The organism is Mesorhizobium sp. M0239 (genome assembly GCF_040321815.1).
GTDB lineage: Bacteria > Pseudomonadota > Alphaproteobacteria > Rhizobiales > Rhizobiaceae > Mesorhizobium.
Genome location: NZ_JAMYSG010000007.1, coordinates 155,739 through 174,428, shown reverse-complemented (window position 1 = coordinate 174,428; position 18,690 = coordinate 155,739). Strand labels below are relative to the sequence as shown.

Genomic DNA, 18,690 nt, shown 5'->3' with positions numbered 1-18,690 from the left:
TCGATTCCTCAGGGATGTAGCCGCTCCAAGAGCCCGCCGCAGGTCGCCCCCGTGGCGGGCTTTTCAATTGCACGGTCGAGTTGGGTTCTCGGCACTGCGATGATGAGAAAGCCCCGCAGTGGTGGTAAGCCCGTATTTATTGCCTGGTTTCCCGGCTTTAAACAGCTGACTTCGCGGTGTGCGGATTCGGGCAAAAAGCCGGATTCTGCCTGATGAAGGCGAAGGCGAGCCACCACGGTCAAAGAGTGGGTGTTGCAACCCCCTCAAGCGCAATTATCCTGGTATTGGCGCAACGCTTCCGGATTTCAATAAGGCGGGCGTATTCCGGCGAATTGTACCAGCCCATCAATGACGTCATGTCGGGGAACTCGATAATAACCAAACGGTGTGGCTCCCAATCACCCTCCAAAACCTTGGTCGCACCGCCACGACCTAGATATCTCCCACCATAACGCTCCTCGGTGGCTGGCACATCGCGCCGGTATTCCTCGAAGACGGCAGCATCCTTTATGTCTACATCCGCGATCAGATAGGCGGCCATTTGCGCTTCCTTCTCCTCGACGGCGCCCGATCGTTGCGCTCCGGTGCCGGGGTGGGGCCTGTCGGTTAAGACAACTCTCTTCTGCGCTTCAACCGGCATCCGCCAATGCGAAGTCAAAAGCCGGTTACAATCCACGGGTTGGAGTCGTACCCGAGGCGCGGCTCTGCCTTTGCGCCGCTATCTTCCGGTTTGGCGGTTCCGGTGAAACCGCAGTCCAGATTTGGAACGGGCTTCTTGGCTGACGGGTTGGTGGAACACAAGGCGGCGGCGTCACTGACCGCCACCTTCTTTTCCTTGGCAACAGCGACACCAGCCGTAGCGAAAACGACAGCCACGCAAAATACAGCCACTCTCATTTGAACCCCCATATTGCACCCGACAGATGGTCGGACATGACCTAGCGTCACCTTAATATTAGCACTACGAAATATATTATCTAGCCCCGTGCCATCAAAAGCAGGCTGAGTGCCAAGCTTGCATCGTGACCGCCAAAACCGGTGCCGATCTGGACACCAGCCGGCATGAGTCGCATTCTGCTCGTGGAGAAGGATGTGGATCGACAAAAAACAGGGGCTGATCAGGCCAAACGCTGGCGGGACCGGGCCCTGCGCAGTCGCCGCAGGCGTCTGTCACACAACATTGTGTCGTGGGCGCTGATCCTCATGGCGATAACCATTCTCGGTGGTCTGATCGCGCTCAAGGCGTACAAGTAAGCAGAGCCCCAGCGCGCGAGGCTATCAGGCCACAGCCTAGCCGCTGCCAAGCAGCGGCACGGTAACGGTTGTCGCGTAGTTGATCGGGAAGGAACTGAAGTAGGGGAAGTCGATGACGAAGGCATAGGCCGCGGTCAGATGCGCCATGCGGAAGCCGCCGCTCACGGGGTCGATGGCGATCGTGACGTTCACGTCTTTAAACCCCAAGGCCTGCAATTTCTGCGTGGCGATCGATTGAATGTCGGCCTGGGTCAGCGTGTTCTTAAGCTGCAGCGAGCGCGCTGACGTCTCCAGCGTATAGCGAACACTGGAGACCGAGTGCATCGACCAGCCAAAAGCGAAGATCCCGAACAGCAGCATGACGAGGAAGGGGGCGATCAGCGCGAACTCCAGCCCGGCCCCGCCCGATCGATCCTGCCGGAACGCGCTTACCCTAGCGGACACGGATCATCTCCTGGTGACCGATTACAGTGGAAGTGGCAAATGGGCCGAAGGCAATTGGCGGCACCCAGGTGGCCGATGCCTGGATCTGGACATAGACCGACGGCACCTTCGGCCCACTGCACAAGGTGGCAGCGTCGACCACGGCCGTCCCGCACATGTAAATCCGGCTTAGCGTGACCTGGCCGTCCTCCGGCCGATTCTCCCAGCTCGCAATGGCAACAGCCTTGGTCGCCGCATCATTGGTCGATCCGCTCATGACCAGGTTCGAGGCGGTCTTCACGCCGGCGCGCATCGAGAGCGAACTCGTTACGTAAGACCAGCCGTCCAGAATACCGAGCAGCACCAGGCACAGGATGGGCAGCACCATTGCGAATTCGACCGCCGCAACGCCCGCTTGATCGCTCAGGATCGGCACCGATCGGCGTTCCACGGAGGCTACTCTACCAGCGCCACGGACTGCGCCGCCGGAATGTCGCGCATCCCGAGGCTCTTGCAATCCTGGTTGACGGTCGCGCTGCCGGACCATTGAATTGTGTTGGCGACCACCTGGGTGCAGCCGCTGTTGCCCGAGAAGTTGCCGAGATAATTGACCTGTTGCTTAGGAAAATAGAGCGCGCCGGTCAAAAGCGAGTCCGCCGTGCCGTTGAAGGTGCTCTGGGCCGCGGTCCCCGTCCTGTCGCCATAAAACAGCACCCCGGAATAGGTGCCTGAAGTCGGCGCGCTGAGCTTCACGGAGGCGTTGCCGTTCATGCTGACGGTGTTGCTGCCTTGCATGAAGATGGTAACCCCGGTGCCCAAAATGACCGCACCCGCGTTGATCTTCAAATTGCCCTGCACGACATAGACGCCGGGAGACAGCGTGATGGTGCCGTTAAGGTTCATGCCACCGCAATAGGTCCCGGGCTGGATTGTCTGCGTCGTCTTGTTGCCGTTAATATTCTTGCACGGGTTGCTGGCCGCAGGCGTTGGCAGGTCGGCAAATGGATCGGCGGCAGGCAGTGCCTGGGTGATCGGGGCCTCGCAGACGGTGGTGACGGGATTGCTGAGGGAGACGCCGCCCGCCGATATCAGGCAATCCACCTGGAGGGCCGCCGAGCCCTGAAGCTTGATGGCGTCCGGGGCGTTCGAATTGGACATGATGACGCAGTGTGTGACCTTCACGCTGGTATTGCCGGAAAACAGTACAGCCTGTGGGGCGACCGGATCGAGCGCTTCCATGCAGGCCTTCGAGCCATCGATGATAAGTGCGACCGCCCTCGCCTGCTCGGGAACCGGGGTCTGCGTGAAGATCAAGGTGAACATCCGGTCGAGGTTTTGGCGGACTATGACCTCGACCGCTTTCTTCGCCGTGTTCGGTCCGGACGCCGGCGGCGTATTGACGACGATGGTGCCCGAGCCCAACCCGTTCGTCGCGGCCGACTGGGTCGCGGCCGCGACGATTGTCGGCTTGTTGGAACCCGAGATCTGTTCGAGCGCACCGGCATAGGCGGCGGCATCGGCCGTCGCCTGCAATTTCAGGCTGTTGTAGTACCAATAGGAGGTCTCGACACCGAAGCCTGCGCCGCCGACAACGACCGGCAAGGTCAGAGCAAAAATGGTGGCGACGTTAGCGCCCGTGCTCCGGCGCATGGCGTCCATTACAAGCCGAACACGGGTGAAGCTACTCAAGGCCATGGTTTAAATTAGAAAGCACGCATAGATGAACGAATGGCTAAAAAGTTCGTTGCATTTTTGAGCAGTGGTCCATTGGCTTCAAAAAAGAAGTGTTTCGCTGGCTGACCAACGCGCAAGCGCATCGATGTCTCAGAGTGGGCCACCCCTCAAGGCCGGCGGGAAATTGCCGGATTCGCAGCCGAGACCGCGCGAACAACGACCGGGTCTCCGAAAAACACACCGGAGTAAGTGTATTTACAAATTACTGATGCATGTGTGGAGGATGGAGGTTCAGGATTTGCTTCAAGCGGAAAGAATTGGCATCGACTCCGAGGCCGTATCAGCCAACATCTCTCGCTGCACGGCCAGGAAAAACCTGCGCACTTCATCGCCGGCTGCTGTTCTGTCCCTGCCGGATCCGACCACAAGATCGAGCAACTCCGACGCCTTGGCTCTCCAGAACGAGGTGGCGGTCTCGCCATGCAGGTTGCCGAGCTTGGCGGCAACCTCTCTAACCAAGAATACCTGACGGTCGATCGGGAATGCACGGACTTTTTCTGGGGACATCTTCCAAACCATGAGACTGACGCAACGAATCACCATCGCCAACAAGCAATGGCGTAGCCGGGAAGGTGGAAACGGAAGCTTAACGGCGCTGACGTAGGTGCTGCGGTCGTCGGGGACGAAAGGGCGCAGCCCTACGCTCACGACATCGCCGCGTGCGTTCAAACGCGATCGTTGACGTAGGAATCGGGGCAGGCGAAACGGGCGACGGCCCTCAGGCCTGGAGCGCCCTCGCCTCACCGCCGCGCTTGCGCGGCGTCATCATGTCCCTGGCCATCAGTCCACTGGCGCGGCAAAACGCCATGAACGCCCGGCAGGCATCCTCGGTCTTGACCACCTCCACCGTGGCGCCAAAGCAGGCGTTGAACGCTTTCTGATAGATCGGGCCCTGACGGCGCGCAGGCCAGTCCTGGAGAAAATCGAGCGCCTGTTCGACGCCATAGATCTCCTCGACTGGCAGACCGGATCCAGGCGCTATGCGCACCGGCACCTCGAATTGCAGTCTATCCATTTCCTGTCTCCCGAACGGCGTCGCCGAGGCAACGCCGTTCGTCGTCAAAAGTTGCTTTGACCGGCTTTTGGCTCAGAAATGTGTCGTCACTTGGGTCGCGGGCCGCCACATCGCGCCAAAGAAATCGCGCATCCGAGATCTGTCCTGGGTGCCATATGCTCACTGGTTCGCCGAATCCGTCTCCGCGTCGAAGGCCATGCGAATGGCGGTGATCAGTACAAATACCGTCGGCACGGCGAAGATGCCGCCGAGAACAAGGGCCGCCATCGCCGACAGGCCGAGCGTCTCGGCAACCGCCCAATAGACGGTTCCGATGCAGATGAGCGCCTGGACGGAGAGAAACATGGCAGCCGAGGCCGCGCGCGACAGGGTTTTGAAAGTCTTGATGCGTTGTTGCATTGAAATAATCCGGAAATGACGCGCCGCGCGACCGCTGCGCGGCCGACAGCCGCCGCACGATCACGACGCAACAGGAATAACGAATGAGGTAAAGGGTACGGTCCTGGACCGCTCAGGCCGTGATGGTCGGCGGTGCGCGCGGCTGATTGGTGCTCGCCCCGGGAACCGGAGCGGCCCCATATCCCGAAACCATCGCTCTTTGCGATGTCCGTTCGGCCCAAAGAAAAACAGCGTCGGGGACCGGAAGCGCGGGATGGCCGCCGGCGAACTTGACCAGGAGCGGACGGCCGGCACGAACTTCCAGCGCTTGCGCCTTGCCGGTGACACGCAGCAGCGCCGCCACCTCGCCCGACCGCTCGACACCGACACTGGCACCGCTTGGCGCAGACCCCGCAAAGCCTGACGCCGCCGGCAGGCCGAAGCACAGCATCGCCAGCAGCACCATGCCCATCAGGCATGAGCACGCTGCCGTCAGCGGCGCTTCAGGCCATCCGGTTTGCCTGGCCGCCGCGAAGGGACGCGATCTCGAAAACATCACCCGCCCTAACGCACCATGGCCAGAAAGGGAAGCAAACCGGGCAAAAACCGGCAAGACATCGCCCATGCGAGGCAAATATCCGGAAGCGCGCGGCCGCATCAGACAGTTCTTCCTTGAACCTTTTGCCCTCAAGTGCCAAATCTGGGGAAATTCTCACGCTGGCTCTCCTGCAGAGCCCTACCCGCTACACGGACAAAATGGTCACCTATCTCGACGCCGCCACGGCCCCGCTCAGAAATACCGGCCAGATCCGCCTCTATGGCGAGGACGGCTTTGCCGGCATGCGCAAGGCATGCGATCTCACCGCACGCTGCCTCGACGAGCTGGTGCCGATGGTCCAGCCCGGCGTCACCACCGAAGCAATAGACCGCTTCGTCTTCGAATTCGGCATGGACCACGGCGCGCTACCGGCGACGCTCAACTATCGCGGCTACACGAAATCGTCCTGCACCTCGATCAATCATGTCGTCTGCCATGGCATTCCCGACAACAAGCCGCTCAAGGATGGCGACATCGTCAACATCGACGTCACCTACATCCTCGACGGCTGGCACGGCGATTCCTCGCGCATGTATCCGGTCGGCACGATCAAGCGCGCCGCCGAGCGCCTGCTCGAAGTCACGCATGAATGCCTGATGCGCGGCATAGCGGCGGTCAGGCCCGGCGCTCGCACCGGCGCCATCGGCGCCGCCATCCAGACCTTTGCCGAAGGCGAGCGCTGCTCGGTGGTGCGCGACTTCTGCGGCCACGGCGTCGGCCAGCTTTTCCATGACGCACCGAACATCCTGCACTATGGCAGCGCCAATGAGGGCGTAGAGATGCGGCCTGGCATGATCTTCACCATCGAGCCGATGATCAATCTGGGCAGGCCGCATGTGAAGGTTCTGTCGGACGGCTGGACCGCGGTGACGCGCGACCGCTCGCTGTCGGCGCAGTACGAGCACACGATCGGCGTGACCGACACAGGGTGCGAGATTTTCACGCTGTCGCCCAAAAAGCTCGATCGCCCCGGCCTGCCGGCCTAGCGGCGCATCTACCCGGCAGGAGGCCGTCTATGCCGACTGCACGCCTGCGGCATTCGGCAGGTCGATGGTGACGACCAGTCCGCTGGGCTGGTTGTCCTCCAATTCGATCCTACCGCCGTGACCCTGGACGATGTCGGCAACGATCGACAGGCCCAGACCGAAGCCATGCTTCGATGCAATACCGCGCGACGCATCTTCCTTGAAGAATGGTTCGAAAACACGGGCGCGTGCCGTCATCGGAATACCCGGCCCATCATCCCCTACCGTGATGCGCGCCGCCGTGCCGGTCGCCGTCAAGGCGACCGTGACATTGCCAGCGAATTTGACCCCGTTGTCGCAAAGATTGGCGATGGCACGCGCCAATGCATTGGGCTTGCACCAGCCCAGGAGCCGGTCCGGCCCGGAATATGAGACAGGAAATCCGACATCGGAGAATTCGGCGCAGACGGTTTGCAGAACGCTGGTAATGTCGGCGCGCTGCAGCTTCTCCGTCGAAACATCGTTGCGCAGATAGGTCAGGGTCTCGTCGATCAAGATTTCGATGTGCTGGACATCGGACAGGATTGCGGTTCGGATTGGGCCATCATCCATACGCTCGGCGCGAAGCCGCAGCCGCGTCAACGGCGTGCGCAGATCATGACTGACGCTGCGCAACATGCGCGTGCGATTTTCGATCATCGTGCGGATGCGCGTCCTCATCCTGTTCAGGGCGCGCGCCAAGCCCACCATTTCAATGGAACCGTGTTCGACGAAGAGCTGTTCGCCATTCTCGATCTCGGCCGAACCGACTGCTGCCGAGATGCGCTTCAATGGATCCGTCACGGCCCAAACCGCAAACAGCCAGATCAGCACGGGCAAGGCGACGAAAGCCATGAACCTGTAGAACGAGGCACGGACGAGGCCCGATGTCAGCCAGGAATCGGGCATGCCGAAATGGGCCAGGACGTCCTGCTGGTCCAGGTCGATGACAAACGCGTATCGGCCGCCGATCCTTAGCCAGCGTCCATCAACCGTCCCCCTGTCGATTCGCAAAAGCCATTCGACACTTCGCCATTGCAGATAGGACTGGGGAATGCCGCGTATCTGCTCCTTGGGCAATATCTCGAAATCAAAGCCGGCCCGCGTTGCTGTCGCCAGAATTGCCCCACGCGCCTCCGCCGGCGTTTCTTGCAACAAGGCAGCAACAACGGCCGCACGCCTTGCGTTATCTTCCGCGGCGGGAAGGTCGACGTTCTCCATGAAACTCTCGACGACCGAACCGACGAACATGATCACGATCACCGCGATGAAAATGATCGCCACAAACTGCCCACGCACGGACTGTGGCAAGAAACGGCGGATGAAACCCTTCATGCTTCCTCCACCGTCGCGGTGAAGATGTAGCCACCCAACCGAACGGTCCTCAAAAGCACCGGATCGCGCGCATCCTTTTCGATCTTCCTGCGGATTCGACTGATATGGACATCGACGCTACGCTCGATCGGCCCCGCGAGCCCGGCATGGGTTACGCCCAGAAGCTCCTCGCGAGAGAGAACCCGTCCTGCATTGCGACAAAACGCAAGCAACAGGTCGAATTCATGCGTCGTGGTCGTAACCCGCGCATTGTTGGGGTCATGCAATTGCCGTCGTATGGGATCGAGGCGCCAGCCGTTGAAACGAAGCACCTTCGACCAGTCCCGCTCGTCTGGAGTATAGGCTGTACGGCGCAGCAGCGCCCGTATCCTGGCCGTCAGTTCGCGCGCGCTGAACGGTTTCGTCACATAGTCGTCGGCGCCGATTTCCAGCCCGAAGATGCGGTCGATTTCCTCGCCGAGCGCGGTCAGCATCAGGATCGGAATGTTGGTTCCGGCACGAAGACGGCGGCAGATGTTGAGACCATTTTCGCCCGGCAGCATGACATCGAGCACGATGAGATCGAATTTCTGGTTGCGAAGCGCGGCATTCATCTGGACGCCGCTCTCGGCAATTTCCACGATCATGCCGTTGTCGGTGAGCGTCTCGCCCAGCATCCGTGCGATCTCAAGATCGTCTTCGACAATGAGGATGCGCGAACCTTGCCTTGCCGACCTGGATTCGGCGCTCAAATCGCTTTGGTGCCGTTGCTGTGCCATTCCGGAGTTTGTCTAGCCTGCATTTGGTGCCTGGGTAGGCGTCAGAACCGATATCCGACGAGAAGCATCCCTGAAGGCTGGATCTTTTCGACGACAACAGGACTGTCGGCAGCGTCACCCAAAAGAACACCGACCCCCGCTTCGCCGCGCACCATCCAGCTCTCGTCAAGCATATATGTGGCGGAAATCGAAAAATCGGCGTGCTTCAAACCGGCGCCGGCATCATAGCGCGCCAGCCCCGAGCGAGCCGATTGTTCGGGCGTGACGCCAAAATAGGCCTGCATGTAATTTTCGTCGGCAAAGACGGCGGACGCGCTGGCGCCGATCATCAACGATTGAGACAGAGGCCGGGTCACCTCGATCCCCACCCTGCCCTCCAGGCCATCGCTGCCGCCGATGGTCTTGTCCAGCTGCGCGAATATTTCGGCTGGACCGAACTTCGCCGCTGCCTTCGCGCCGACCGTCGCGCCCATGTCGACATCCCCCAAGCCGCGCAGATGGTCGGAGTCGTCTTCCTTGCGGCCCATCTCATAGCCAAGCCGCGCGCTGAACGCGAACGGTCCTTGTCCATAGACGGCGATGTTGGCACCTGTCGGATCGATCGTCACCGTGTCGAGGAATGTCGCCGTGACGAAAGGCACCGGCATGATCTTGAACTCATCGCTGCCCTCGTATTTGGGGACGATGATGGCCCCGCCGCCGAGCACGACATGCCAGTCGGCCAGCTTCTGTTCGAAACGCCCGAAACGGGAAGGCTCGGGCGGCAGGGTAAAATCATCGGAATTCACGGCAATGGCGTCTGCCGCCAGCGCGCCCTCCGAATGCGTCGAAAGCAGGATTGCCATGGCCGCGAGAGATGCCCGGCCGGCAAATAGTCCAGAGTCGATTTTGGCGAACATGCGCGCTCCAGTATAGCGAGGCCACGAGCCTCCGATGGCGCCAACATGTCAGGTGAAAGTGGCCGCATGCGTTAAGTGATGTTAAGTTTTGTTGCGCAATCGTGGTTTCATCTTGCCGTATAGGGAAGCCATAGACTGACAGCGGGAGCTGCCACGATCTGCCGTGGATCGTCTCGCGATCGGGGAACAGAACTGTTTCAATCCCGGCCAGAACAGTTCTAATGTCTGTGCTGGAGCAATGTAGGCGGTGTATGGGGAACACAAGCGACGACGACGAGCGGAGTTTCTTCTCCGAAGCGCCGATGCGGCCTGCGGCGAAAGCCAAGGCGACGCTCGACGAAAAGCCGCATTACCTCGGCCATCGCGACCGCTTGCGCGAGCGCTTTGCCCTGGCGGGGCCGGATGCCCTGCCCGATTACGAACTTCTGGAACTTCTGCTCTTTCGCCTGATCCCTCGTGCCGACACCAAACCGGCGGCCAAGGCGCTGCTGGCACGCTTCGGCACGCTGGCCGAAGTGCTCGGGGCGCCGGTTGGCCTCCTGCAGGAAGTCAAGGGCATTGGCCCTGCGGTGGCGCTCGATCTCAAGATCGTCGCGGCAACCGCGCAGCGCATGGCGCGCGGAGAGGTGCAGAGTCGCGAAGTCCTCTCGTCCTGGACGCAGCTTCTTGCCTATTGCCGGTCGGTCATGGCCTTCGAGGCGCGCGAGCAGTTCCGCATCCTGTTCCTCGACAAGAAGAACGCGCTGATCGCCGACGAGGTTCAGCAGACAGGCACCGTCGACCATACGCCCGTCTACCCGCGCGAGGTGGTCAGGCGCGCCCTCGAACTCTCGGCCACCGCCATCATCCTGGTCCACAATCACCCGTCAGGCGACCCCACACCCTCACGAGCCGATATCGAAATGACGAAGGAGATCATCGAGGCGGGCAAGCGGCTGGGCATCGCGGTGCACGACCACATCATCATCGGGCGCAAGGGATACGCCAGCATGAAGGGCCTGTTGCTGATCTGACGGGCCGGGGGCATGCCACGACCGCCCGATCAAGCCCGGGCGATCGAATGAAGTGCAGGAAATTCGCTTGCACAATCTTTTGCCAAAAAATTTGAAAATTGTTCAATCTTGGAAAGAGGATCCCAGTATCCGCTATTTCTGGATTAATCTTCCAATCTAGAAGAATTCTCTCTTTGATTTTTAGAAGATAATTCCGTTGAGGCATCGCATTTTCGCTTACCGTTTTGAAACGCTTCAATTGGAACTCCGCCATTGCAACGCAAGCGCCCGACCATAGCGGATGTCGCACGAACCGCCGATGTCTCCATCGGCACGGTGTCGAACTTCATCAATGGAACGGCCAGCCTGAGGGAAGGCACGCGCGACCGCATCGAGAAGGCGGTTGCCGCGCTGATGTATCGGCCGAGCTCCTTTGCGCGCTCACTGCCGGGCCGCGCGCCACACAGGCCAAAGAACCTCGATCACCTGCCAAGACTTCTGGTCGCCGGCAGGGTGAGTGTCGACTTCCTGTGCCGCGTCGACGTGCTGCCGCATCGCGACGACCGGATCACCGCCAGCCACATCGACAAGGCGCTGGGTGGCCCCGCCGCCAATCTCGCGGTTGCCGCCGCCGGCATCGGAGCACCCTACGCGCTGGACGTTGAACTGGCGACAGCGGTTGGCCAGGATCCAGAGAGCGATTGGGCGCTCGGCGCGCTTTCGAAACTGGGTGTCCACGCCTTGCCGATCCGCAACACGCCCAACAACCGACTCTCCCAGGCGATCGTGATCATCGAGCGCAACGGCAGCCGGACGATCATCAGCGAACCGTTCGAGCTTGGCGAGGTCGACCTGACAGCCAATCTGGATATCCAGCCCGAGCAACGTCCGGCCTGCCTTCATATCGAAGGCTTTCACTACGAGACGATGACCGCCTCCATCGCGCGCTTTCATCACGCAGGCTGGAAGGTGAGCCTGCATTCGGCCGGCCTTCCCAAAAGCGCACGCACGCCGGAAACCTTCTCGCAGATGGTCAAACAGATCGATCTGACCTTCATCAACGATGTGATGATACGGGAGATCTTCGACTTTCGCAGCCGCATGGCGACGACGATCGAAGAGGTGCGGCTGATGCTGTCACGCATCAAACAACGGGGAACGGTCGTGCTCACCCTCGGCGAGTTCGGCGCCGTCGTTTTTCCGGCGAATGGCGGTCCGCAGATCGAGGTGCCGGCGCTGCCGGTCAATCGCGTCGACGCGACGGGCGCCGGCGACAGCTTTGCCGGCATCTTCCTTGCCCTTTGGCTGCATGGCGCGTCGCTGGGCGACGCCGCGCGCTACGCGGCGATCGGGGCGAGCCTGACGACAACGGTCGAAGGCGCGCAGGGTTACATCGCAGACTTTGCCACGCTGAAGGCTGCGGCCCTGGCGAACAATGCCGTGATGGCCAGTTGAAACAATGGCTTATCGACGTTTCGACCCGGCGCGGAAAACCGCATCAACCGACGAAATCAGGAGAGTATGATCATAGCGAAAACAAAAGTCCTTCTTGTCGGCGAAAGCTGGGTGAGTTCGGCGACCCACTACAAGGGGTTCGACCAGTTCGGCAGCGTCACCTTTCACCTGGGCGCAACACCCCTGGTGGACGCCTTGAAGGGCAGCGAATTCGATCTCGACTACATGCCCGCTCACGAGGCCGTCGAGAAGCTGCCTTTCACCATGGAAGGGCTGTCGCAATACAGGGCGATCATCCTGTCCGACATTGGCGCGAATTCGCTCCTGCTCCACCCCGATGTCTGGCTCCACGGCAAAACGGTTCCCAACCGGCTCAAGCTGCTGCGCGACTGGACGCTGGCCGGCGGCGGCCTGATCATGATCGGCGGCTATTTCAGCTTCCAGGGCATTGACGGCAAGGCGCGCTGGCATCGCACGGCGGTCGAGGAGGCGCTGCCGGTGACCTGCCTTCCCAACGATGACCGGCTCGAAATTCCGGAGGGCTTTCGTCCTGAGATCACTGGTTCCAGAGACCACCCGCTTTTTGCCGGCATCGAGGGCGAATGGCCGCTGCTGCTCGGTGCCAACGAGGTCATCGCCCGTGATCGCGACGATGTCGAGGTCCTGGCACGGCTGCCGCAGGACCAGGGCGGCCATCCCCTGCTGGTCACCGGGCGCCATGGCGAAGGGCGTACGCTGGTCTGGACGTCGGACATCGGTCCTCACTGGCTGCCGAACAGTTTTGTCGAATGGCCTGGCTACGCGAGGCTTTGGACCAACGTGCTGCGCTGGGTCAGCAACGCCTAGCGGTCCGCAATCGTCGGGGAACCCGTCATGACAGAGCCCTTTCTTGTCGCCAGAAACATCGCCAAGCGCTTCGGCGCTCTGACCGCGCTGGCAAATGTCGATCTGGAGATCCGCTCCGGCGAGGTGCTGGCGCTTCTCGGCGATAATGGCGCCGGCAAATCGACCTTCATCAAGATCCTGGCAGGCGCTCATCCGCCCAGTGGTGGGGAGCTTGTGATCGAGGGCAATCCGGTCGCCTTTCACTCGCCCAAGGATGCCGCGGCATCGGGGATCGCGACGATCTTTCAGGAACTGGCGCTTTCGGAGAACCTGCCGATCGCAGAAAACGTCTTTCTCGGCCGTGAATTGAAACGCTCCATTTTGGGCATTCCGTTCCTGAAGCGCAAAGAAATGCGCCAGCGCGTCGACGGCCTGCTGAAGGAGCTCGATGCTCATATTTCCGATCCAGAAGCGCCTGTTGGCAGTCTGTCGGGCGGGCAACGCCAGGCCGTCGCAATCTGCCGGGCGCTCAATCTGAATGCCAGGCTGGTCATCATGGATGAGCCGACTGCGGCCCTTGCCGTTGCCGAAACGCGCAAGGTCCTGGCGCTGACACGGCGGCTTGCCGCGCGCGGCTGTGCCGTTGTGCTCATCAGCCACAACATTTCCGAGGTCTTCGAGGTCGCCGACCGCATCGTGGTGTTCCGGCGCGGCCGCAAGGTGGCCGAACGGCTGGCTGCCGATACCGATCACGAGGAAGTCGTTTCGCTCATAACAGGCGCTCATCCCGACGTGCGGGCGCTTGAAAAAACAAACTGAAACGCACGTCATTTCCAGAGAGGTTCAAACACAATGCTTTCACAGTTCAAGAAAGTGCTCGCCGCATCCGCACTGTCACTCGCCATTGCAACCGCGGCGCATGCCGCGGACAAACACAAGGTCGCCTTCGTTCCGCAATTGATCGGCATCCCTTACTTCAACGCCATGGAAGCCGGCGGCAATCGCGCCGCCAAGGATCTCGGCGTCGATTTCATCTATTCCGGTCCCGTCGACACCAATCCGGTCGACCAGTTGCAGATCGTCCAGAACCTGATCGATCAGGGCGTCGAGGCGATCTCGGTCAGCGTCCTCGATGCCTCCAGCATCGCACCCGTGGTCGAGAGCGCCAAGGCGAAAGGCATCAAGCTGTTCACCAGTGACAGCGACGCGCCCGACAGCGGCCGCGCCGTCTATGTGGCGCAGGCGACCGACGAAGGCCTCGGCACAACCATTGTCGACGAACTCGTCAAGCGCGTCGGCGAGGACGCAACCATCGGCATCGTCTCCGGCGAGGCAACGGCGTCCAATCTCAACGCCTGGATCGGCTTCATGCAGAAGCAAGCCACCGCCAAATATCCGAAGCTGAAGCTGCTCGCGCCGCAATTCGCCGGCGGCACCGCCGAACGCGCCGCGCAAATATCAGGCGATCTGATGGCGGCCAACCCGGACATCAAGGCCATCATCGCCGTCGCCTCCTCGACATGCCCGGGCGTAGCCCAGGCCATCGAAACCGCAGGCAAGATCGGCTCGGTCATCGGTGCCGGCTATTGCAGCCCGAACACGGCACGGTCCTACCTGAAGAGCGGAGCCTTCGGCTTCACCGTGCTCTGGGATCCCGAGCAACTCGGCTATCTCACGGTCTGGGCCGGCAAACAGCTGATCGACGGCAAGAGCTTCGAAGCGGAAAACAAGGTCGCCGGCCTGGAAAAGCCAGTCACCTATGATGCCGCCAAGGGCATTTTGCTTCTCGGGCCGCCGGCTGTCTTCACCAAGGACAATGTCGACAAGTTCAACTTCTGAGCTCTGAGATGAACGTAGTGCGGCAGTTTGGAAACGGTGTCTTCTCCATGAACGGGCGGGAGTGGTCTCTGCTTGTCGCCTGTTTGCTGGCGATCGTCATCTTTTCTGTCGCATCGCCGCACTACGCGACATCAGGCAATGCAGCCACGGTCTTGCGCAACAGCGTCGAACTGCTGCTGATCGGCCTTGGCATGACCCTGCTGCTCGCCATGGGCGGCATCGATGTCTCGATCGGCATCGTCATGGGTCTGGCGGCGATCGCCATCGGGCGCGTGCTCGGCGCCGGCGGCAATCCGCTGCTGGCGCTCATTGCAGGCCCTTTGGTCGGTGCGCTGCTGGGATGCGTGACCGCCGCCGTCGTTGTCCTCGGCCGCGTTCCGGCAATTGTCGGTACACTCGGCCTGCTCGGTGTCTACCGCACCGCCGTCTTCGTACTTCTCGGAGGGCAATGGCTTTCGGGCCTGCCCTCGAGCCTTACATATCTTCTTGCAACCAGCGTGCTCGGCGTCCCCGTCCCTGCCCTGGTGATTGCCGCTGCCTATCTGGCCGTCTGGCTGGCGCTGCGGCGAACCCCTTATGGGCTGCATCTGCTGGCGATCGGCAATTCGGAGGAAAAAGCGCGGCTTTCTGGCATCCCAGTGATCAAGATCCGCTTCACGACCTTCGTCATCAGCGGTGTGCTGACTGGCATTGCCGCCACGTTCTATGTCGCCACCTACCGCAATGTGGAGATGACGATCGGCAGCACGCTGGCGCTCGACGCCATTGCCGCGGTCATTCTTGGCGGCACCAGCATATTGGGCGGCAGATGCAGCCTGATCGGCACCGTGCTCGGCGTGCTTCTGCTTAGAATCCTGCAAAACGGTCTGCTGCTGATCGGTGTCCCCTCCCTTTGGCAGCCTGTCGTCACCGGCGTTCTCATCATCGGCGTGCTTGGCTTCGAAGCTGTTTGCAACCGATTGCCGCTCGGCAGATTTCAACGAGCCCGCGCATGAAAACGCTCCGCAACCTGCAGGGCCCGGCCCTTACCCTGGCTCTGCTCTGTATGCTTTGGCTGATCGTGATTGTCGGCCTGCTGGCGCTCAAGCCTTCTGTCTTCAATCTCGGTACCGTCACCACCATTCTTCAGTTCTCGACGATCCTTGCCCTGGTCGGCCTTGGACAAGGGTTGGTCATCATGGCCGGTGGCGCCGGCATCGACCTCTCGGTCGGCGGTGCGGTCTCGCTGTCCGCCATCGTCGCGATGCTTTGCCTCAAGCTGGGATTGCCGCCGGTCCTGCTGCCCGCCGTCTGCATCCTGGCCGGCGCGATGCTCGGTGCCTTGAACGGATGGCTGGTGAACGGGCTCGCGCTTCTCCCCTTCATCGCGACGCTCGGCACCTTCTTCGTCTATTCCGGCGCTGCACTTGCCATTACCGGCGGCGCGGCCCAAGCCGGCGTGCCCTCCTGGCTGCTTGTGTGGGGGCGCGGCGTCGTCATGGGCATTCCCCTGCCCTTTCTCACCCTTGCCATCCCCTGCTTTGCGCTAGCCGGTTTGGTGCTGCTCTCGACAGCGTGGGGGCGCTGGATCTACGCCATGGGCTTCAACGAACGCTCGGCCAGGCTGGTCGGTATTCCGGTCGATCGCGTTCGCTTGGTCCTCTACGCCTTGAGTGGCGCGCTCGCCGGCGCCGCGGGACTCGTCTCGATCGCCTGGCTCGGCAGCGGCAGGCCCAATATCGGCCAGAACCTCGAACTTGAATCGCTGACTGCCGCCATGCTCGGCGGCATCGCCATCACCGGCGGGCGCGGCGGCGTCGGCGGCGTGTTCGCGGCCGTCCTGCTGCTGGTCACGCTGAAGACCGGCCTTCTGCAATTGAACATCAACACGGTTTGGCAGGTGGGGATTGTCGGCGCCCTTCTGGTTTTTGTCCTTCTCGCCGACCGACTTTCCCAACGTTGGAGATCATGATGCCGTCCATGGAAGAGATCATTGCCGCGCGCGTCGAGGCAAGCGCTGACCGTATCGTCCAAACGCTGAGCGATCTCGTCGCCTTCCCCTCGATCGTGAAATCCGATCCAAAGGAGGCCGGCCCCGGCGAGCGTGATTGCCAGGTCTATCTGCAAAAGCGGATCGAGGCGCTAGGCTTCTCGACCGATCTATGGGACCCGGACGGCCCAGCACTCTACGAAAAATACAAGGGGCGGGCCGGCGCCAACAAAGGCAGGACGTTCGAAGGCCGGCCCAATCTCGGCGGTATCTTGAAGGGCACGGGCGGCGGTCGCTCCATCATGCTGACCGGCCATATCGATGTCGTCCCGCCCGGCGCCGCCGGGCACTGGACGACCGACCCGTTCCAGCCCGTCCTCAAGGACGGATTTCTACACGGCCGTGGTACGGTCGACATGAAAGGCGGCGTCGCCTGCATGCTGATGGCCGTCGAGATCCTGAGGGGACTCGACATTCCCCTGTCCGGAGACGTCGTCTTCACCACCGTCGTCGACGAGGAAATCGGCGGCATGGGGTCGCTGGCCATGGTCGATCGCGGCTTTCACGCCGACGCCGGCATCATGACCGAACCGACCGCGAACAGGATCGCACCGCTCTGTCACGGCATTCTGTGGGGGAAGATCATCATTGACGGCATAGGCGGGCATGCGGAGCTGACGCCCAATGCCTGGTATTCGAGCGGCCCGGTCGATGCCGTCCAGCTTTGCCGGCAGATCCTCGACGGCATCGACATCCTCAACCGGCGCTGGATGTTCGATCCCAGAAAGAACCATCCGTTGATGGACCTGCCCAACCAGATCATCGTCACCCAGATGAGCGCCGGCGAACATCCGTCCTCCATGGCAGGGCGCGGCGAGATCATCATCGACGCCCAGTATCTGCCAAGCGAGCATGACGAGTTCAAACTGGGCGGCAACGTCAAACGCGAAATCGAAGAGCACATCGCCAATGTCTGTCAGGCAGACCCATATCTGCGAAAGCACCCCGCCCGCGTCGAGTGGATCCTCGACGCCGACTGCGCCGAAATCCCGTCGGACAATCCCTTTGTCGGCGTCTTCCAGGAGGCCGTCAAAGAAGCCAATCTCTCGCCGGTCCTGAGTGGCTTTGGCGCGCACAGCGACATCGGCCTGCCGACCGGACTCGGCAACACGCCGACCGTCAATTTCGGTCCCGGCGACCCCGCGCAGGCGCATCAGCCGAACGAACGCGTTTCGGTGCGCGATCTCGTCGATTGCACCAAGGCAATTGCAATTGCCGTCGAAAAATGGTGCCGCTAGCGGGCAGACGATTGGCAGTGCGACAACGCAGCATAGGGGCCATGGCCCTTCGACAGGAGCCGCGGCTTCTGGTCATCGACCGGCGGCGGCACGCCCTCGAGTTCCCGCCATGCGGCAAGTGATCGATCTTTGCCGCACTGCAGGCATGGTTGCGCCCCTGCCTGGTGACGTCGTCGCGTTCTGACACCCGGCGAGCTTGCGCACGTGATTTGAGCTGAACGCCTGTGCAGCAAGCCGTGCCCGTTGCGTCCGTTCACGGCGGATCGGTGTTGCAGCTGCCGGCTACCTGGTTGACCGCTTCGCCGAACCCGGCGAGGTCGAAATCGGCCTCGCCGCGCCCCGCCAGCAGCCCGAACCGCCAGGAAAGCTGGAGCCGGTTCGCGGCGACAAGGCGCCTGATGCCGTCGGCTCCATCGCGCACCAGCATCCGGCCGCGCGGCCCGACCGACCAGCTTTCATCGAACTTGCTCTCCTGATCGACCGTGATCGACATGGTGATCTTGCGGCTGGCCGAAACAGCGTCGTTCAATTGCAGCCATTCAGTCCAATACGGCTCGCCGTTTGCCCGGCAGGCAATCGTCAGGATCGGGCTGTAGCTCAAGGCACCGCCGCCGGTGATCAGCTTGTTGGTGGCATAGAGCGAGGCCGTGACGAGGCCGTCTTCACTCGTGCCGAACCGCCAGTTGTCAGGCACCGTGCCGGCCTGGGCAATGCCGCAGACCGAAACAAGGATCAGCGCGATTACCGAAGCGTGTCCCAATTCGACGAACAGTCTCAACACGCCCTCCAACAACCAAGCGCTCGCAATAGAAGCGCAGATAATGATCAAAGCTTGGTCGCCACAGGCCATCGCTCGCGAAGCATGGCGGCTGTTGCAGTTTGGCAACGAAAAAGGCCGCCTCGACGGCGGCCTT

At 61.5% G+C, this 18,690-nt stretch carries 23 protein-coding genes; 10 read left to right on the top strand and 13 right to left on the bottom strand.

The window, feature by feature from the left end:
* Nucleotides 1-238: 238 nt before the first annotated feature.
* Both NKI99_RS09470 and NKI99_RS09465 read right to left on the bottom strand, forming a co-directional pair.
* Complete coding sequence (locus NKI99_RS09470) at nucleotides 239-541, bottom strand: DUF1330 domain-containing protein (protein WP_127297148.1); 303 nt, start codon at nucleotides 539-541, stop codon at nucleotides 239-241.
* 113 nt (nucleotides 542-654) lie between these two features.
* Nucleotides 655-897: a hypothetical protein gene (locus tag NKI99_RS09465; protein WP_352555229.1), complete on the bottom strand. Its 243-nt coding sequence runs from the start codon at nucleotides 895-897 to the stop codon at nucleotides 655-657.
* Between the two features lie 165 nt (nucleotides 898-1,062).
* Here NKI99_RS09465 and NKI99_RS09460 point away from each other — a divergent pair, with 165 nt between their 5' ends.
* Nucleotides 1,063-1,254 (top strand): hypothetical protein, encoded by a 192-nt coding sequence (locus NKI99_RS09460; RefSeq protein WP_352555231.1) that lies wholly within the window; start codon nucleotides 1,063-1,065, stop codon nucleotides 1,252-1,254.
* Nucleotides 1,255-1,290: 36 nt separating this feature from the next.
* On the opposite strand, the gene NKI99_RS09455 is transcribed toward NKI99_RS09460, so the two are convergent.
* The 7 genes from NKI99_RS09455 to NKI99_RS09425 form a co-directional block, all read right to left on the bottom strand.
* Nucleotides 1,291-1,698 carry a TadE/TadG family type IV pilus assembly protein gene (locus NKI99_RS09455; protein ID WP_023810463.1) on the bottom strand — a complete coding sequence of 136 codons (408 nt, stop codon included), beginning with the start codon at nucleotides 1,696-1,698 and terminating at the stop codon, nucleotides 1,291-1,293.
* A complete protein-coding gene (locus tag NKI99_RS09450) occupies nucleotides 1,688-2,128 on the bottom strand; it encodes a TadE/TadG family type IV pilus assembly protein (protein WP_352610660.1) in 441 nt (146 codons plus the stop codon). Before NKI99_RS09450 ends, NKI99_RS09455 begins: the two co-directional genes overlap by 11 nt.
* Nucleotides 2,129-2,133: 5 nt before the next feature.
* Entirely contained in the window at nucleotides 2,134-3,327 is a 1,194-nt protein-coding gene (locus tag NKI99_RS09445) for a pilus assembly protein TadG-related protein (RefSeq protein WP_502895804.1), read from the bottom strand.
* A gap of 327 nt (nucleotides 3,328-3,654) precedes the next feature.
* On the bottom strand, nucleotides 3,655-4,059 hold the full coding sequence (locus NKI99_RS09440) for a DUF6074 family protein (RefSeq protein ID WP_245486113.1): 405 nt from the start codon (nucleotides 4,057-4,059) through the stop codon (nucleotides 3,655-3,657).
* A 70-nt stretch (nucleotides 4,060-4,129) separates the two neighbouring features.
* The gene (locus NKI99_RS09435) at nucleotides 4,130-4,426 is read right to left on the bottom strand and encodes a DUF982 domain-containing protein (RefSeq protein ID WP_128303352.1); all 297 of its coding nucleotides are present in this window, start codon (nucleotides 4,424-4,426) and stop codon (nucleotides 4,130-4,132) included.
* A gap of 159 nt (nucleotides 4,427-4,585) precedes the next feature.
* On the bottom strand, nucleotides 4,586-4,825 hold the full coding sequence (locus NKI99_RS09430) for a hypothetical protein (RefSeq protein ID WP_023810458.1): 240 nt from the start codon (nucleotides 4,823-4,825) through the stop codon (nucleotides 4,586-4,588).
* 112 nt (nucleotides 4,826-4,937) lie between these two features.
* Complete coding sequence (locus NKI99_RS09425; RefSeq protein ID WP_023810457.1) at nucleotides 4,938-5,360, bottom strand: hypothetical protein; 423 nt, start codon at nucleotides 5,358-5,360, stop codon at nucleotides 4,938-4,940.
* Between the two features lie 200 nt (nucleotides 5,361-5,560).
* On the opposite strand from NKI99_RS09425, the gene map reads away from it, so the two are divergent.
* Nucleotides 5,561-6,388 carry a type I methionyl aminopeptidase gene (map, locus tag NKI99_RS09420; RefSeq protein WP_013532002.1) on the top strand — a complete coding sequence of 276 codons (828 nt, stop codon included), beginning with the start codon at nucleotides 5,561-5,563 and terminating at the stop codon, nucleotides 6,386-6,388.
* Nucleotides 6,389-6,415: 27 nt separating this feature from the next.
* Here map and NKI99_RS09415 read toward each other — a convergent pair whose 3' ends face one another.
* From NKI99_RS09415 to NKI99_RS09405, 3 genes are read right to left on the bottom strand one after another with little or no spacing between them, the layout of a single operon-like run.
* Nucleotides 6,416-7,741, bottom strand: a complete 1,326-nt coding sequence (locus NKI99_RS09415; protein ID WP_352610658.1) for a sensor histidine kinase — start codon at nucleotides 7,739-7,741, stop codon at nucleotides 6,416-6,418.
* A complete protein-coding gene (locus NKI99_RS09410; RefSeq protein ID WP_031212976.1) occupies nucleotides 7,738-8,499 on the bottom strand; it encodes a response regulator in 762 nt (253 codons plus the stop codon). The genes NKI99_RS09415 and NKI99_RS09410 overlap by 4 nt, the downstream gene beginning before the upstream one ends.
* Before the next feature lie 41 nt (nucleotides 8,500-8,540).
* Nucleotides 8,541-9,398 carry a MipA/OmpV family protein gene (locus tag NKI99_RS09405; RefSeq protein ID WP_352610657.1) on the bottom strand — a complete coding sequence of 286 codons (858 nt, stop codon included), beginning with the start codon at nucleotides 9,396-9,398 and terminating at the stop codon, nucleotides 8,541-8,543.
* A 251-nt stretch (nucleotides 9,399-9,649) separates the two neighbouring features.
* Between NKI99_RS09405 and radC the strand changes: the two genes are divergently transcribed.
* From radC to NKI99_RS09365, 8 genes are all read left to right on the top strand, one after another.
* Nucleotides 9,650-10,411: a RadC family protein gene (radC, locus tag NKI99_RS09400; RefSeq protein WP_023810452.1), complete on the top strand. Its 762-nt coding sequence runs from the start codon at nucleotides 9,650-9,652 to the stop codon at nucleotides 10,409-10,411.
* A gap of 252 nt (nucleotides 10,412-10,663) precedes the next feature.
* Complete coding sequence (locus NKI99_RS09395; protein ID WP_352610656.1) at nucleotides 10,664-11,845, top strand: carbohydrate kinase family protein; 1,182 nt, start codon at nucleotides 10,664-10,666, stop codon at nucleotides 11,843-11,845.
* Nucleotides 11,846-11,911: 66 nt separating this feature from the next.
* Nucleotides 11,912-12,691, top strand: a complete 780-nt coding sequence (locus NKI99_RS09390) for a glutamine amidotransferase (protein WP_352610654.1) — start codon at nucleotides 11,912-11,914, stop codon at nucleotides 12,689-12,691.
* Nucleotides 12,692-12,718: 27 nt separating this feature from the next.
* Complete coding sequence (locus NKI99_RS09385; protein WP_352610652.1) at nucleotides 12,719-13,489, top strand: ATP-binding cassette domain-containing protein; 771 nt, start codon at nucleotides 12,719-12,721, stop codon at nucleotides 13,487-13,489.
* A gap of 33 nt (nucleotides 13,490-13,522) precedes the next feature.
* Nucleotides 13,523-14,509, top strand: a complete 987-nt coding sequence (locus NKI99_RS09380; RefSeq protein WP_027036878.1) for an autoinducer 2 ABC transporter substrate-binding protein — start codon at nucleotides 13,523-13,525, stop codon at nucleotides 14,507-14,509.
* 47 nt (nucleotides 14,510-14,556) lie between these two features.
* Nucleotides 14,557-15,504 (top strand): ABC transporter permease, encoded by a 948-nt coding sequence (locus NKI99_RS09375; protein ID WP_352610650.1) that lies wholly within the window; start codon nucleotides 14,557-14,559, stop codon nucleotides 15,502-15,504.
* Nucleotides 15,501-16,460: an ABC transporter permease gene (locus NKI99_RS09370; RefSeq protein ID WP_352555247.1), complete on the top strand. Its 960-nt coding sequence runs from the start codon at nucleotides 15,501-15,503 to the stop codon at nucleotides 16,458-16,460. The genes NKI99_RS09375 and NKI99_RS09370 overlap by 4 nt, the downstream gene beginning before the upstream one ends.
* Nucleotides 16,457-17,776, top strand: a complete 1,320-nt coding sequence (locus NKI99_RS09365; RefSeq protein ID WP_352610647.1) for a M20 family metallopeptidase — start codon at nucleotides 16,457-16,459, stop codon at nucleotides 17,774-17,776. Before NKI99_RS09370 ends, NKI99_RS09365 begins: the two co-directional genes overlap by 4 nt.
* A gap of 253 nt (nucleotides 17,777-18,029) precedes the next feature.
* On the opposite strand, the gene NKI99_RS09360 is transcribed toward NKI99_RS09365, so the two are convergent.
* Entirely contained in the window at nucleotides 18,030-18,554 is a 525-nt protein-coding gene (locus NKI99_RS09360; protein ID WP_352610645.1) for a hypothetical protein, read from the bottom strand.
* Nucleotides 18,555-18,690: the final 136 nt, after the last annotated feature.

Excerpts from the sequence above, each read along its gene's own strand:
- NKI99_RS09470 (WP_127297148.1), bottom strand. The coding sequence starts at position 541 with ATGGCCGCCTATCTGATCGCGGATGTAGACATAAAGGATGCTGCCGTC.
- NKI99_RS09465 (WP_352555229.1), bottom strand. The coding sequence starts at position 897 with ATGAGAGTGGCTGTATTTTGCGTGGCTGTCGTTTTCGCTACGGCTGGT.
- NKI99_RS09460 (WP_352555231.1), top strand. The coding sequence starts at position 1,063 with ATGAGTCGCATTCTGCTCGTGGAGAAGGATGTGGATCGACAAAAAACA.
- NKI99_RS09445 (WP_502895804.1), bottom strand. The coding sequence starts at position 3,327 with ATGCGCCGGAGCACGGGCGCTAACGTCGCCACCATTTTTGCTCTGACC.
- NKI99_RS09435 (WP_128303352.1), bottom strand. The coding sequence starts at position 4,426 with ATGGATAGACTGCAATTCGAGGTGCCGGTGCGCATAGCGCCTGGATCC.
- NKI99_RS09430 (WP_023810458.1), bottom strand. The coding sequence starts at position 4,825 with ATGCAACAACGCATCAAGACTTTCAAAACCCTGTCGCGCGCGGCCTCG.
- NKI99_RS09425 (WP_023810457.1), bottom strand. The coding sequence starts at position 5,360 with ATGTTTTCGAGATCGCGTCCCTTCGCGGCGGCCAGGCAAACCGGATGG.
- map (WP_013532002.1), top strand. The coding sequence starts at position 5,561 with ATGGTCACCTATCTCGACGCCGCCACGGCCCCGCTCAGAAATACCGGC.
- NKI99_RS09415 (WP_352610658.1), bottom strand. The coding sequence starts at position 7,741 with ATGAAGGGTTTCATCCGCCGTTTCTTGCCACAGTCCGTGCGTGGGCAG.
- NKI99_RS09410 (WP_031212976.1), bottom strand. The coding sequence starts at position 8,499 with ATGGCACAGCAACGGCACCAAAGCGATTTGAGCGCCGAATCCAGGTCG.
- NKI99_RS09405 (WP_352610657.1), bottom strand. The coding sequence starts at position 9,398 with ATGTTCGCCAAAATCGACTCTGGACTATTTGCCGGCCGGGCATCTCTC.
- radC (WP_023810452.1), top strand. The coding sequence starts at position 9,650 with ATGGGGAACACAAGCGACGACGACGAGCGGAGTTTCTTCTCCGAAGCG.
- NKI99_RS09390 (WP_352610654.1), top strand. The coding sequence starts at position 11,912 with ATGATCATAGCGAAAACAAAAGTCCTTCTTGTCGGCGAAAGCTGGGTG.
- NKI99_RS09385 (WP_352610652.1), top strand. The coding sequence starts at position 12,719 with ATGACAGAGCCCTTTCTTGTCGCCAGAAACATCGCCAAGCGCTTCGGC.
- NKI99_RS09380 (WP_027036878.1), top strand. The coding sequence starts at position 13,523 with ATGCTTTCACAGTTCAAGAAAGTGCTCGCCGCATCCGCACTGTCACTC.
- NKI99_RS09375 (WP_352610650.1), top strand. The coding sequence starts at position 14,557 with ATGAACGGGCGGGAGTGGTCTCTGCTTGTCGCCTGTTTGCTGGCGATC.
- NKI99_RS09370 (WP_352555247.1), top strand. The coding sequence starts at position 15,501 with ATGAAAACGCTCCGCAACCTGCAGGGCCCGGCCCTTACCCTGGCTCTG.
- NKI99_RS09365 (WP_352610647.1), top strand. The coding sequence starts at position 16,457 with ATGATGCCGTCCATGGAAGAGATCATTGCCGCGCGCGTCGAGGCAAGC.